The 13,406-nt window shown below is 69.0% G+C and carries 12 protein-coding genes; 7 read left to right on the top strand and 5 right to left on the bottom strand.

Features of this window, described 5'->3' with window-relative positions; all coding sequences use genetic code 11:
- Positions 1 to 119: 119 nt before the first annotated feature.
- Positions 120 to 1,613 (top strand): bifunctional ADP-dependent NAD(P)H-hydrate dehydratase/NAD(P)H-hydrate epimerase, encoded by a 1,494-nt coding sequence (locus L593_RS02835; protein ID WP_020445411.1) that lies wholly within the window; start codon positions 120 to 122, stop codon positions 1,611 to 1,613.
- Entirely contained in the window at positions 1,606 to 2,184 is a 579-nt protein-coding gene (locus L593_RS02830) for a cyclic pyranopterin monophosphate synthase MoaC (protein ID WP_020445410.1), read from the top strand. Before L593_RS02835 ends, L593_RS02830 begins: the two co-directional genes overlap by 8 nt.
- Before the next feature lie 70 nt (positions 2,185 to 2,254).
- On the opposite strand, the gene L593_RS02825 is transcribed toward L593_RS02830, so the two are convergent.
- Entirely contained in the window at positions 2,255 to 2,770 is a 516-nt protein-coding gene (locus L593_RS02825) for a zinc ribbon domain-containing protein (RefSeq protein ID WP_020445409.1), read from the bottom strand.
- A 157-nt stretch (positions 2,771 to 2,927) separates the two neighbouring features.
- Positions 2,928 to 3,659, bottom strand: a complete 732-nt coding sequence (locus L593_RS15845; protein ID WP_049893808.1) for a hypothetical protein — start codon at positions 3,657 to 3,659, stop codon at positions 2,928 to 2,930.
- Positions 3,660 to 3,831: 172 nt separating this feature from the next.
- Between L593_RS15845 and L593_RS02815 the strand changes: the two genes are divergently transcribed.
- The gene (locus L593_RS02815; protein WP_020445407.1) at positions 3,832 to 5,262 is read left to right on the top strand and encodes a M81 family metallopeptidase; all 1,431 of its coding nucleotides are present in this window, start codon (positions 3,832 to 3,834) and stop codon (positions 5,260 to 5,262) included.
- Positions 5,259 to 6,437: a hypothetical protein gene (locus L593_RS02810; protein ID WP_144060688.1), complete on the top strand. Its 1,179-nt coding sequence runs from the start codon at positions 5,259 to 5,261 to the stop codon at positions 6,435 to 6,437. The genes L593_RS02815 and L593_RS02810 overlap by 4 nt, the downstream gene beginning before the upstream one ends.
- 17 nt (positions 6,438 to 6,454) lie before the next feature.
- Here the strand turns inward: L593_RS02810 and rqcH are convergent, their stop codons facing one another.
- Both rqcH and L593_RS02800 read right to left on the bottom strand, forming a co-directional pair.
- Complete coding sequence (rqcH, locus tag L593_RS02805) at positions 6,455 to 8,677, bottom strand: ribosome rescue protein RqcH (protein WP_020445405.1); 2,223 nt, start codon at positions 8,675 to 8,677, stop codon at positions 6,455 to 6,457.
- A 75-nt stretch (positions 8,678 to 8,752) separates the two neighbouring features.
- A complete protein-coding gene (locus tag L593_RS02800) occupies positions 8,753 to 9,934 on the bottom strand; it encodes an acyl-CoA dehydrogenase family protein (RefSeq protein WP_020445404.1) in 1,182 nt (393 codons plus the stop codon).
- A 144-nt stretch (positions 9,935 to 10,078) separates the two neighbouring features.
- Between L593_RS02800 and L593_RS02795 the strand changes: the two genes are divergently transcribed.
- The 3 genes from L593_RS02795 (at position 10,079) to hisG (ending at position 12,941) form a co-directional block, all read left to right on the top strand.
- Complete coding sequence (locus L593_RS02795; protein ID WP_020445403.1) at positions 10,079 to 10,411, top strand: hypothetical protein; 333 nt, start codon at positions 10,079 to 10,081, stop codon at positions 10,409 to 10,411.
- An 83-nt stretch (positions 10,412 to 10,494) separates the two neighbouring features.
- Positions 10,495 to 12,045 (top strand): glycosyltransferase family 87 protein, encoded by a 1,551-nt coding sequence (locus L593_RS02790; protein ID WP_020445402.1) that lies wholly within the window; start codon positions 10,495 to 10,497, stop codon positions 12,043 to 12,045.
- 23 nt (positions 12,046 to 12,068) lie between these two features.
- Positions 12,069 to 12,941, top strand: a complete 873-nt coding sequence (gene hisG, locus L593_RS02785; RefSeq protein ID WP_020445401.1) for an ATP phosphoribosyltransferase — start codon at positions 12,069 to 12,071, stop codon at positions 12,939 to 12,941.
- 48 nt (positions 12,942 to 12,989) lie between these two features.
- Here hisG and L593_RS02780 read toward each other — a convergent pair whose 3' ends face one another.
- Positions 12,990 to 13,349 (bottom strand): hypothetical protein, encoded by a 360-nt coding sequence (locus L593_RS02780; protein WP_020445400.1) that lies wholly within the window; start codon positions 13,347 to 13,349, stop codon positions 12,990 to 12,992.
- Positions 13,350 to 13,406: the final 57 nt, after the last annotated feature.

Below are 13,406 nucleotides of genomic sequence, written 5' to 3'. Positions count from 1 at the left end.
TTGACCGCTCGTCGAATCGATTCCCGACGACTCGTTCTCCGTCGAATCCACCAATGTCCATTCTTCCGTCACGATCGCCGTCCCCGGGACCTTTGTCCTCCGGCGTCGAAGGCCGGTCCATGATCACCAGCGACCGGATGGCCGCCGTCGACGCTAACGCTGCGGCGCTCGGCGTCCCCCGGAAGCAGCTCATGGAGTCCAGTGGGAACGCCGTCGCGCGAGCGGTTCGCGAGCGAACGGAGCCGGGCGACGCCCTCGCGATCGTCGCCGGCCGGGGCAACAACGGTGGCGACGCGTTCGTCGCGGCGCGATTTCTCGAGGATCGCGACCTGACGACGCTGCTCCTTGGCCGTGCCGAGACGATCACGACCGACATCGCCCGCGAGAACTGGGACGCGCTCCAGCAGGCCGAACAGCAGACGATCGAGGTCCGGGATACCGCGGCGTTGGCAGGGAGCGACGCGGACGCGGCCGCAGCGATCGACGAGGCCGACCTGGTCGTGGACGCGATGCTCGGAACCGGCGTCACCGGGGCGTTGCGGGAACCGGCTGCTACGGCCACGGAGCGGATCAACGACGCGAGCGACGCCGGCGCGACCGTCGTCGCCGTCGACGTGCCCTCTGGCGTCGACGCGGACACCGGCGACGCCGCGGGCGATGGCCCACACGCCGCAGTCGAAGCCGATCACGTCGTGACCTTCCACGACGAGAAGCCCGGCCTCGCCGACGTCGCCGCGACCGTCGAGGTCGCGGACATCGGCATTCCCGACGCCGCCGAACTGTTCGTCGGTCCCGGCGACCTGCAGGCGCTCTCCCGCCCCGAGGACAGCCACAAGGGCGACTTCGGCCACGTCCTCGTGGTCGGCGGCGGTCCCTACACCGGCGCACCGGCCCTCACGGCCCAGGCGGCGCTTCGGGCTGGCGCGGATCTGGCGACCGTCGCGTGTCCGGAGTCCGTCGCTGACGAGGTCCAGGGGTACTCCGAGAGCATCATCACGAAGCCGCTTCCGGGCGATCGACTCCTGCCTGGACACGTCGACCGACTGCTCGACCTCGCAGCCGATCGCACCACGACGGTGATCGGCCCGGGCCTCGGCCGAGCGGAGGACACGCTCGACGCGGCACGGGAGTTCCTCGCCGCCGCGAGCGGGACCGTCGTCGTCGACGCGGACCCGCTCCGCGTCGTCCCGGACGTGGTCGCGGAGACCGACGCGACGCTGCTCTGTACGCCCCACCGCGGCGAACTCGTGGCGATGGGCGGGCCGGAGGCCGACGATTGGCGGGATCGCGCGGACGCAGTGGAGGCGTTCGCCAGCGATCTCGGCGCGACGCTGCTGGTCAAGGGTCCCTACGACGTGATCAGTGGCGGCGAGACGACCCGCGTGAACCGGACCGGGAATCCGGGGATGACGGCGGGCGGCACCGGCGACGTCCTCGCCGGGATCACGGGCGCACTCGTTTCGACGCAGCGGCCGGTCGACGCCGGCGCGATCGCCGCGTACGTCAACGGAACCGCGGGCGACGCCGTCGTCGACGAGCGAGGGTACGGCATGCTCGCCTCGGACCTCCTCGCCGAGATTCCGCTGGCGATGTGGGGGAAGACCGATGGGTGAGGAGGGAGCGTCCGGCGAGGATCCGGACGATCTCACGCACACGGACGCCGAGGGCGCCGTCGACATGGTCGACGTCGGCGACAAGCCAGACACCGCTCGGCGGGCCGTCGCTCGCGGACGACTTCGTCTCCAGCCGTCGACGATCGAGGCGATCACAGCCAGCGAGATCGAGAAGGGCGACGTCCTCGCGACGGCCCGGGTCGGTGCGATCCAGGCGGTCAAGCACACCTGGGAGACGATCCCGCTGTGTCACCAGATTCCGATCACGAACGTCGAGACGACGTTCGATCTCCACGACGGTCCCGTCCATGCCGATGGCGACGGCGATTCCGAATCCGCCGTCGGTGACGTGGACGACGTGGGGAGTTCGCCAGCGGTCGAACTGACCGTCGCCGTCGAGACGACCGGCAAGACCGGCTGCGAGATGGAGGCACTCGAGGGCGTGACGACCGGGCTCAACGTCGTCTGGGACATGGTGAAGTCGGCGGAAAAAGACGCTGACGGTGGCTACCCCACGGCGCAGATCGAGGGCGTCGGCGTCGTCGAGAAGACGAAGCGACCGCTGGAGTGATCAGCCGTCCGCCCGGGGCCGACTGCCTGAACGGGACCGAGCGAATTCGGTTCGCTCTCGGAGCGCGCTGCTATCCGGGCGCTATTCGGAGGAACACGGTCGTCGATCCCAGCCACAGCACAACGACGAGCAGGAACGCCCAGCCGGTCGGGATCAGGGGACCGAGCACGATCGCACTGACGGCGCCGACGGTGAGCCCACCGACGATCGAGAGAACGAAGGTGACCGCCTTGGTCACGAACCGGTCGGGCAGCAACCGTCTGGACGTGGTGCCGCCGCTCGATCGATACTCGGATGGCAGGTCGCCCTGTGCGGCGACGTCGTCGCCGTCGCCCGGCTCCTCCGGGGCGCCACCGCCGGTGCCTCCCTCCCATTCCGACTCGCGCTCTGGAGTCCCGTCACGCCAGTCCGCCACGTCCGGTGAATCGTCCCAGGCGACGTCGGCTGCGTCTGCGGCATCGGCGCCGGTGGGTTCAGCGTCCACGCGATCGGCGTCCTCGAGATCGGCCGAGCAGTGCATGCAGAACGTCGACGTCTGTGCGACCGGGCCGCCACACTCCGGACAGACGGGGCCGTTCTCAGCCACGCGAGCGACACCTCCTGGAAGGCGAACGTGATCGTCTGATCGGTGGGGACACGGCTAGGGGTGGTCGCTCCGACTCGCGTCGTTCTTATCACTGTTGTGGACCTGGATCGAACGGTCTGTCGGCCCACGCCGGATCCCAATCCCAGACTCCCGGGCCTCAGTCGATGCTTCCGTCGGCCTCCTCGGGGACGAAGCGTGCCGCGACGAACCCGACCACGGCAGCAACCCCCGCCGGGAACGCGACCAGCACCAGCAGGACGAGGAAGCCTTCGACGCGGTCCTCGACCCCACCCTCGACGTGTATCACCGGGCTCGCGACGACGAGCGGAATTAGCAGGAACACGGCCGCGACGGCGTACGCGCTCTTGGAGATCGCGCCCTGGACGGTCCGCCGGCGCACGAGGTAGGCAGTCGCGCCGAGCCAACCGACGAAGCCGAACAGCAGCGCCCAGCCTGAGCCGGTCAGGATCAACAGGACGACCGTCGCGACGAGGCCGACGACGATGCCGCCGAGTATGCCGACCACGACCGTGAGCGCGTCGTCGACGATACCCTGGGGATCGAGCAGGCCGTCGTGCTGGTCGACGGACGTCGCCGTTCCGTCGGTGCCCGATCCGGCAGCGTCGCCGGTGCCCGATTCGGCAGCCCCGCGGGCGCCCGATTCGGCGGCCCCGCCGGCACCCGCCTCCAGGGACTGGTCGGCGTCTGCCGCCTCCTCGCCCCAGCCCGAGGCCGGAATCTCGGCGCTGTCCCAGACGCCGTCGTCGTCCGCGTCGGCGGCTTCCCGCTCCGCGGTGAGGTCCGCCGAGCAGTGCATGCTGTACGTGGACGTCTGCCCGATCGGTCCGCCGCATTCTGGGCAGACGAGACCGTCGTTGGCGTCGCTCACGGAGAGGGATACCCCGTGAGGTTGCAGTACCTCGGGGGCACGCTGGATCGGTCCTGAACGGGGTGACGCAAAGGGGAGTCTTTGCTGTTGTGGGCGAGTCGTATTGGTTCTACACCCGCCACGGTGAAACCCATCGGGTGGTTTACTGCCCGCCCCGGACCTCGTTCACTCGATGCGAATCGCCGTCGCGACGGTCAAACACGAGACGAATACGTTCGCCGATGGATCGACGGAGTTCGAGGATTTCGAGGTCGCGACCGACGACGCGCTCCTCGGATCGTTCGCAACCGGACGCTCGATCGCGGGGATCCGCGACGCCCTCCTGGCCGCCGACGCGGACCTGCTACCGACGATCGGTACCGACGCGATTCCGGGCCCGACGGTGACCGACGCTGCGTTCGAGCGGTTCCGCGACGAACTGCTCGACCGAATCGAGGGCGAGCACCTCGACGGCGTCTGTCTCGACCTCCACGGCTCGATGCACGCCGAGCACTACCCGGATCCCGAGGGAGCGTTGGTCGCTGCGATCCGGGAGACGATCGGCCCAGACGTGCCGATCACGGCCGCCCTCGACATGCACGCCACGATCACCGAACGACTCGTCGAGCAACTCGACGGCGTTGCGGGGTATCGCACCGCTCCCCACACCGACGTCGTCGAGACTGGCGAGCGGGCAGCGTCGCTCCTGCTCGAATCGGTCCGGGACGATCGCGAGTTGACGCTCGGGTGGGAGCGACTGCCGATGCTCCTCGCCGGTGAGCGATCGGAGACGGAGGCAGCGCCGATGGCCTCGCTGATCGAGCGGTGTCGGTCGGCCGACGAGGAGTCGGGGATCCTCGACGCGAACTACTTCCTCGGGTTCCCGTGGGCCGACTCGCCCCACGCCGGCTGTCACGCACTCGTCACCGGCGACGCCAGCGACGAAGCCTCTGTGGAGTCGACTGCCACCGAACTCGCAGAGGCATTCTGGGATCGTCGCGACGAGTTCGCGTTTACGACGGAGGCGTACGATCCCGAAACTGCACTGGACGAGGCGGCCGCGACGACGGACGGACCGGTCGTCGTAGCCGACACCGGCGACATTCCCGGTGCGGGCGGCTCCGAGGACGTCGTCGATTTCCTGCAGACCGTCACCGAGCGGTCGGCGTTCGACGATCCCCTGGTGGCGGTGATCGCCGACCCGGACGCGTACGATACCTGTGCGTCAGCGGGCGACGGCGAGACAGTGGACCTCGCGCTCGGCCAGGCAGCCGGTAGCGGGGAGCCGTACGACACAGCAGCCGACGTCCGGGAGGTCGCGACCGTCGACGGCGTCGGAACTGCCCGGGTCGTCGTCGACGGGACGACGGTGCTGGTCACCGAGGAGCGGACCAACGTCCACCGCGACCCCGCGAACCTGCGAGACGTCGGCATCGAGCCGACCGCCAGGGACCTCGTCGTCCTCAAGAGCGGCTACCTCAGTCCGGCCTGGAAGGCGCTCGCAGGCCGACGGCTCTTTGCCCTCACGCGTGGGAACACCGATCAAGTGCTCTCCGAACTGCCCTACGAGCGCGTCCCGCGTCCGATCGCACCGATCGACGAGGAGACTGGGTGGTCGGCGTGAACGCGAGCATCTGGGCCCATCCTTGGGACCTCGTGGACGAGGGGCCCGAAGCGGTCGCCGAGCGACTCGACGACCTCGGCATCGACACGGTGAACCTCGCGACGACGATGCACTCCGTGCAGACGCTGAACCCGCACAACCCCGAGCGGAAGACGTTCTTCGCTGACGCGAGCGCCTACTTCCAACCGGACGAATCTCGGTACGGGGAGCTCACGCCGGACGTGAACGAGACGATGGGCGAGGCGGACTGGGTCGGCGAGATTACGGACGCGTTCGCGGGCTCACCAGTCGCGCTGCGATCCTGGACCGTGCCCTTCCACAGCTCGAAGCAGGGCCGGAACCACCCCGACGCCACGATGCGCTCGCCCTTCGGCGACTCGCTCGTCTGGGGGCTCTGCCCGTCGAACCCGGACGTCCAGGAGTATGGTCGAGCGCTCGCCGCGGACGTCGCAGACGCTCGGGACTTCGAGGCCGTCGAGATGGAACTCGCCGACTACCAGTACGGCACGGGCTACGGCTGGCACCACCAGGAGTTCTTCACGGAACTCGGGCCCCTCGGCGAGTTCCTGTTCGGCCTGTGTTTCTGCGAGCACTGCCGAGCGAACGCCACGGACGCCGGTGTCGACGTCGACGCAGCGCGGGAGAGCGCCCAGGACGCGCTCGATGCCCGCTTCGACGGCGACCTCGCCGCGGACACCGACGTCGGCGGCTGGCTCGCCGAGCACCCGGCAGTTCGTGACTACGCCCACGTTCGCCGGGAGACGCTGTCGGAGCTACTCGAAGACTTCGCCGACGAAATCGCGCCCGCGGACTTCACCTACTACCTGAAGATGGGCGGGCTCGGCGACGACCGGATGGGGATCGAGCACTCCTGGAAGCACGGGCTCGACCTCGACGCCCTATCCGGGATCGTCGACGGCGTGACCGTGCTCGCCTACCACGAGGACCCCACGGTCGTCCGGGACGACGTGCGGGCGACGCGGACGATGCTCGACGTGCCAGTCACGGCGGGGATCCTCGCCGGGCACCCGATCCTCGACTCGAAGGCGCGGCTCCGCTCGCAGATCGAGACGGCAGTCGACGCCGGCGCCGATCGACTCTCGTTTTACGGCTACGGCGTGCTTCCCGAGCGCAATCTGGAGTGGATCGGCGACGTGCTCGACGCCATTGAGTGATCCGGCGAAGTAGCGACTCACTCCTCGGCGATCCGACTCGTCCCCGGCGGCAGGAAGTGCTGGATCAGGTCCGGACTCGCGACCTTCCGTACGAAACTCGTGTCGGAAAATCGCTCGCGGAACTGCCGGTAGATCCGCTTGCCGACGTCGCCCTGGGCGAACTTCCCCGGTTCGACGGCGACGGTCGTCACGGCCTGGTCCTCGATCGCTTCGGGCGGTCCGCCGATCACGCGGGTCTCGGGTTCGCACTGGATCCCGACCGTGCAGGCGACCTCGACGTCGTCGTAGTAGGTGCGGTCGCCACGGATCGCGAACCCGCCCTTCTCGAGGTACTCGCCGCTCTCGGGGGTCTTCGAGACCTGGTCGTGATCGACGGCGTAGACGTCGCCGGAGAACTTCCCCTCCTTCCAGACCGAGGAGTAGGTCACGGCGAAGCGGGCGGCCTCGCGCTCGGCGGCCTCCGGAATCTCCACGTCGCGACCGGACTCGCTCGGGTCGGCGGCCTTCAGGATCGTCACTGGGCCGCCGTGGGCCTGCGCGTGGAGGAACCGGTCGCCGGGTTCGAGGTACTTCTGGACAAGTTCCTCGTTCTGGTCGGCGTCGCGGCCCCCGATGACGAGGAAGCCCTGGGAGGTCCGGAACCACCGGAACCGGTCGTACCACCAGTCGCGGCTCCGGATCGGGATCGAGGGCAGGTCGAGCCACTCCTGGTCGGAGCGCCCCCCGTCCTCGTCGCCGTCCTCGGCTCCCCCGCTCCCGTCGCCGGCTTCAGCGCCGTCCTCCTGCTCGTCGCGGGCCTCCCACTCCTCGCGTCGCTGTTCGATCTCCGCGAGCCGTTCGCGGGTGTCCTCGATCGCTGATTCGGCACCTTCCTTCTTCTCCTCGACGGCTTTCGCCTCGGTGTAGAGCCGGTCGGCGTTGTGCTCGACGCCCTCCTCGGCCTCGATCCAGGCAGTGTGGGTCTCGGCGTCGTCCCCCTCGCCGGTTTCGAGTTCGACGCGGATGCGGGCGTTCTGCGGATCGACGGAAGCGACGATTTCGGCGGCCTCGATCCCCCGCTCGGCGCCTTCGTCGAGGCGCTCCTCGACGGCGTCCCAGTCGTGGCCCTCCTCGCGAGCGGCCCGGACCGTGCTGAGGAGTTCGTCGACGAGGTCGTACTGGGCATAGAGCGCCTCTGCGGCGGCCCGCAACGACTGGGCCTCCTGCTCGAACCCCGCGATGGCCTCCTGCTGCTGGGCGATGATCCGCTCTTGCTTCTCGATTTCGCCCTCGAAGTCCGGGCGGTCCGGTTCTCCCGCAGCCCCTCCCGCGTCGGCCTCGTAGCTCTCGAGTTCGTGGAAGTACGCGTCGACGGCGGCGTTGAAGCTGTCGTGGGGCTCGCTCGCGAGATTCTCGTGATCCGCGAGCGGGACCGGCGTCACGTCGACTGGCTGACCGCGCTGGCGTCCGTCCCCCTCGCCGGCGGCGTCCGCACCGCCGCCGTCCTCCGGATCGGCGTAGTAGACCCGGGGATCGAGGGCCGCCGTTTCGAGCGCGTCGGCGAGCCACTGGAGGGCGTCGTAGACGGGTTCGTAGACGGAATCGTCGGCCTCGGCGATCGGTAGTTCCTTCTCGACGCCGGCGCGGGCGCACAGCTCCTCGGCGTACTCGCCGCCGAGGTCGAGTTGCGTCGCGAGCGTCCGGACGACGTCCGTGTCCGAGGCGTCCATGTGCTCGACGAACGCCTCGTAGGACAGCGACAGGGGGTCGACCCGGGCCTCCGGGTACTCGTACTTCGAGCCGGGGGCGACGGTTCGCGAGTGCAGGCGGACGGTTTCGAGCGAGTCCACGACGCTCCCGTTCTCGTCGAGGACCGCAATGTTCCCGTCGCCGAACAGTTCCGCGACGATCGAGGTGTCCGAGTCCGTGCGCTCGAAGTCGAGTTTGAGGATCCGGTCGAAGCCGTGCTGCTCGATCCCTTCGAACGTCGCGCCGGACATCCGGTTCCGGAGCATCTTCGCGAAGTTCGGCGGACGTCCCGGCGCGTCGGGCACCAGGTCCGGGTCGGCCATGTGAATCCGCTTCTGCTCCCCGACCTCGATCAGTAACTCGAGGCGGCCGCGGTCGTGATCGCGTAGCCGCAAGCGGAGGAGGTCGTCCCCGTAGAGGTACGCCTTGTCGACGATCGCGCCCTCGTAGCCGCCGAGTTCGCCGACGAGCGCGCGGAGGTCGACGCTGGCGAGTTCCCGCTTGGGCTCCATGATTTTGGGTTTCCGTGGTCGCGGAAAGGCGTTCCGTTCGAGGGGGATGGCTTCGGCCCGTTCGAATCGACTCCGTCACTCGAACGCCGCAATACCGGTCAGATCCTCTCCGAGAATCAGCGTGTGGATGTCGTCGGTCCCCTCGTAAGTGTAGACCGTCTCCATGTTCGCGGCGTGGCGCATCGGTGGGTAGTCGGTCGTGATCCCGTTCGCGCCGAGCATCTCCCGAGCAATCCTGGCCTGGTCCCGGGCGACCCGGACGTTGTGGCGCTTCGCCATCGAGACCTGCTGCGGTCGGAGCTCGCCGCGCTCTTTCAGCTCGGCGAGTCGGAACGCCATCTGCCTGGCCGTCGTGTGCTGAGTCGCCATCTCCGCGAGCTTCGACTGTTGGAGCTGGAACCGGGCGATGGGGCCGCCGAACTGCTCGCGATCGGTCGCGTACTCCCGTGCGGTTTCGAAGCAGTCCCGGGTCGCACCCACCGCGCCCCAGGCGATGCCGTAGCGTGCCTGCGTGAGACAGGAGAGCGGCCCCTTCATCCCAGAGACGCCTGGCAGCACCGCATCCGCGGGCACCTCGACGCCCGAGAGTGATAGCTCCCCGGTCGCCGAGGCGCGCATCGAGAGCTTCCCCTCCTGCTCGCTGGCGGTGCACCCGTCGCGGGCGGTGTCGACGACGAACCCACGGACCGTCCCGGCGTCGCCGTGCTCGGTGTCCGCCGAGAGCTTCGCCCACACGACTGCCACGTCGGCGATCGGGGCGTTCGTGATCCAGATCTTCGTCCCCGAAAGGACGTATCCCTCGCCGTCGTCGACAGGCGCTGCAGTCGTCTCCATTGCGGAAGGATTCGAGCCGTGCTCTGGCTCCGTCAGGCCGAAACAGCCCACGGCGTCGCCGCTCGCGAGGTCGGGCAGCCAGCGCTCCTTCTGGTCGTCGCTGCCGTAGGTCGCGATCGGGTACATCACGAGCGCGCCCTGGACGCTCGCCATCGAGCGGATGCCAGAGTCGCCCGCCTCCAGTTCCTGCATGAGCAGGCCGTACGCACGGGCGCCGATTCCCGGGAGGTCGCCCCACTCGAGGTTGGGCGCGAAGAAGTCCAGGTCGCCCATCGTGCCGATCAGGTGCTCGGGGAACTCCCCGGCCTCGTACCAGTCGCCGACGTCGGGTCGGACGCGATCCTCGACGAACTCCCGGGCCGTGTCGCGAATCAGCCGCTCCTCGCTCGTCAGGTCCGCCTCGAGATCCAGGTAGTCCAGCATGATCGGAAGGAGACCGCGCTGCGGCAAAAAGCTACGTCGCCGTCCGTGCCCCCGAGGTGCCAGATCCGGCCATCGGTGCACTGGCTGGTTCTCCACTCCCGATCGGCGAAACCAACTTGGCGGTGGCGGGCATCGACGCAGTCGATGGACGCCGACCTCGCTGGTGACCTCGACGCCGAGCAGTACGACGACCTCGTCGCCGACCTCGCTGCCCAGGCAACGACGGAACTCCCGGACCGCTCGCGTGCCGACGCCGTCTGGGACACCGTCGGTACGGTCGTACCGCAACTGACCGATCCGGTCTGCAATCGGGTCCTCGACCTCGCCGACAGCGAGCCCCGGGACGCCCTCGTCGAGCAGGTAACGAGCGAGCGCGGCTCCGACGACGCCGAGCGACTCCGGGCCGAGGCGCTCACGGCGCTCGTCGGCGACGTCGAGGCGCGCGTGGTCGCCGATACAGGCGACGACACCGAGTAAGCCGGAGTTCCCGGCAACGCGCCGGTCCGCGCTCCGTCGCGCTTGCACAACGCCCTTGTAGCGCTCCCGAATATCCGCGATCGATGAAGCTCCCGGGGTCCGACCGCCCGCTCCTCGCTGACTTCTACCCGGGCGCGTGGCTCGTCTTGCTCGCCCCGATCGCGTTCGGAATCTACGAACTCCAGGCGAAGTTCGCACCGACGCTGGTTCCTCCCGGTGTCGCTCCGGCCGAGCAGGTCGGCGTCAACTACGAGGTGTACTACTACGCGGCGGACGCCCTCCTCGAGGGACAGCACGTGTACGACGTCTCGCCACCGGGGGAGGGCGAGTTCTACGAGTACCTCTACCCGCCGATCACGATCCTGGTCTTCCTCCCGACGCTGCTCGTCTCGCCGACCAGCGGCTACTGGCTCTTTCTGGGGCTCAACGGCCTCGCTGCCGCCGCCCTCACCGTCTTCGCGGTGCGCTACGTGGAGGACCTCGGCCGTCCGCTGGGCTGGCTCGACGTGGCCCTCGTCTTCGCCTTCTGCTATGGCTGCAGTCAGATGGTGACGAACGCCTACTTCGGCAACGTCAATCTCCTGCTCGGGACGGGCGTGGCTGCAGGGCTCTACCTCCTGGAAGTGGGCGATCGCACACCGCGTCGCGAGTCGATCGCCGGCGCGTGCTTCGCCGTCGTCGCCCTGTTCAAACTGTTCCCCGCACTCCTCGGGCTCTACCTCCTCAGGATCCGGGCGTGGTGGGCGACGGCGGCAGCGATCGCGGTCGGCATCGGCGGCCTGCTCGCGGGGGAACTGCTGTTCGCGGTCGGTGGGCTGTTCGGCTGGGAGACCGGCGACGGGCCGCTGGGCTTCGGCATGACCGTTCGGTGGCTCCAGGAGGCGATTCTCCCCCGGGGCGATACGCACCTGTTCGTCGGCGGCCTGCCACCGGACGCCTTTTTCTACGTCACGATCCAGCGCCCGCTGTCGCACGTGCTCTACGGCATCGTGCCCGGCACGCCGGCGTGGCTCGCGCCCGTGCTCGTCGCTGGCTCCTTCGCGATCGGTCTCGCGGTCGCGATCGCTGCACTCCGCCGGCTCGACACCCGCTTCGATCGCCTCGTCGCCGCCTTCGCCGTGGCGTCCGTCGCGATCCTCGTTATGCCGTCGCTCCAGTACTACGTCGCCCTCAGCTTCCTCCCGATCGTCGTGCTGGCGTACCTTCTCGACGGACACCCGTTCCAGCCGCTCTTCGTCGTGGGCGGGATCGTCCTCGCCTACGCCGTCTGGCCCGCGGGCGTGCTGGACCGCCTCGACGACGCGCCGGCGGTCGTCCAGGTGCTTCTCGATCCGATCGCGGCGACGACGTCGACGCAGTTGCTCGGGCTCGCGATCATGCTGCTGGCCTGCGGGCTGGTCCGGCGGCGCGGCGGTGACGCGGCCTCGATCCCGGCCCGAGCGCTCGAGCCCCGACCCGCTGGCCCACCGCTCCGCCGATGGTTCGCCGATCGCGGCGTCGAACTCCCGGGTTCGTGGGATCCGACCCGGGGCTGGTCAGTTGGGGCTACGGACGCTGCACCGGCCCCGGAATCGGACCGGGCACCGAACGGCAGATCCCAGGTAGTCGACGCCGACGGACGGAAAGACAGTTGACCCTCGCGCCGGAATGACTGCTCATGCGAATCGCCGTGCCGAACAAGGGGCGCCTCCACGAGCCGACGATCGAGCTGCTCGAGCGCGCTGGCCTGCATCTCCGCGACGGCGCCGACCGGAAGCTCTACGCCGACACCGTCGATCCCGACGTGACCGTCCTCTTCGCTCGGGCGGCGGACATCCCCGAGTACGTCGCCGACGGCGCTGCGGAGGTCGGCATCACTGGCAGGGACCAGATCGCGGAGGCCGACCCGGGCAACGTGACGGACCTCCTCGACCTCGAATTCGGCGAGTGCCGGCTGGTCCTCGCCGCGCCCGAGGACGGCGAAATCACCGAGCCCGGGGACGTCGCCGGCGGTAAGGTCGCGACGGAGTTCCCGACGATCACGCGGAACTACCTCGAGGAGGCCGGGATCGACGCGAAGGTCGTCGAAGTGACGGGGGCGACCGAACTCACCCCGCACGCCGGCATGGCCGACGCGATCGTCGACATCACCTCGACCGGCACGACGCTGCAGGTCAACCGCCTCGCCGTTATCGACGAAGTGCTCCAGAGTTCGGTCCGGCTGTTCGCCCGCGAGGACGTGATCGACCAGAACAAGGTCGAGCAGATCCGCACCGCGATGGAGTCCGTCCTCGACGCCGAGGGGAAGCGCTACCTGATGATGAACGTTCCGCGCGGGCAACTCGAGGCCGTCCGCGAGCAGATTCCCGGACTCGGCGGGCCGACGGTCATGGACGTGGCCGACCGCGAGGAACCAGCGTCGGACGAGGAGGACATGCTCGCCGTCCACGTCGTCGTCGACGAGCGGGACGTCTTCGAGACGATCACGAACCTGAAGGCAGCGGGCGCGAGCGGGATTCTGGTGACCGAGATCGAGCGGCTCGTGGAGTAGCCGACTGCGTCGTCGTGCAATTCGACTAATTCTCACTATCGCTGCCGTTTAGAGCCCACCGAACAGCCCGATCAGGCTCGCCGCCAGCAGGATGCTCACGACGAAGTGTCCCAGCGTGACGAGCGCCGCCATCCGTCGATCGAGCTCGTAGCTCCACGCGATGGCGAGGAAGTCCGCGGGGATCGCGACGAGTGGCACGGCCACTGCCGACGCCGCTGGAACGGTGGACTGGGCCGCGAGTCCGAGTCCGACGCTGATCGCGGCCGGAACCGGACCGACGAGCAGCGCCTCGAAGATCGACGCCTCCTCGAGGACGTAGGTTGCGGCGAGGTGAACCGTCAGCGTGTAGAAGACGGTCGCGACCACGAACGTACCGACCGCCCGGATCGCGACCTCCGCGAGTGTCATACTCGTGCTGGTCGGACCATCGTCTTGGCGCTGGCGATCGGGAGCGGGGAGCGGAGG

This window comes from Salinarchaeum sp. Harcht-Bsk1 (assembly GCF_000403645.1).
Lineage (GTDB): Archaea > Halobacteriota > Halobacteria > Halobacteriales > Salinarchaeaceae > Salinarchaeum.
The sequence above is the reverse complement of the archived record's forward strand: the minus strand, read 5'-3'. Positions and strand labels throughout refer to the sequence as shown.

Excerpts from the sequence above, each read along its gene's own strand:
- L593_RS02835 (WP_020445411.1), top strand. The coding sequence starts at position 120 with ATGATCACCAGCGACCGGATGGCCGCCGTCGACGCTAACGCTGCGGCG.
- L593_RS02830 (WP_020445410.1), top strand. The coding sequence starts at position 1,606 with ATGGGTGAGGAGGGAGCGTCCGGCGAGGATCCGGACGATCTCACGCAC.
- L593_RS02815 (WP_020445407.1), top strand. The coding sequence starts at position 3,832 with ATGCGAATCGCCGTCGCGACGGTCAAACACGAGACGAATACGTTCGCC.
- rqcH (WP_020445405.1), bottom strand. The coding sequence starts at position 8,677 with ATGGAGCCCAAGCGGGAACTCGCCAGCGTCGACCTCCGCGCGCTCGTC.
- L593_RS02800 (WP_020445404.1), bottom strand. The coding sequence starts at position 9,934 with ATGCTGGACTACCTGGATCTCGAGGCGGACCTGACGAGCGAGGAGCGG.
- L593_RS02795 (WP_020445403.1), top strand. The coding sequence starts at position 10,079 with ATGGACGCCGACCTCGCTGGTGACCTCGACGCCGAGCAGTACGACGAC.
- L593_RS02790 (WP_020445402.1), top strand. The coding sequence starts at position 10,495 with ATGAAGCTCCCGGGGTCCGACCGCCCGCTCCTCGCTGACTTCTACCCG.
- hisG (WP_020445401.1), top strand. The coding sequence starts at position 12,069 with ATGCGAATCGCCGTGCCGAACAAGGGGCGCCTCCACGAGCCGACGATC.
- L593_RS02780 (WP_020445400.1), bottom strand. The coding sequence starts at position 13,349 with ATGACACTCGCGGAGGTCGCGATCCGGGCGGTCGGTACGTTCGTGGTC.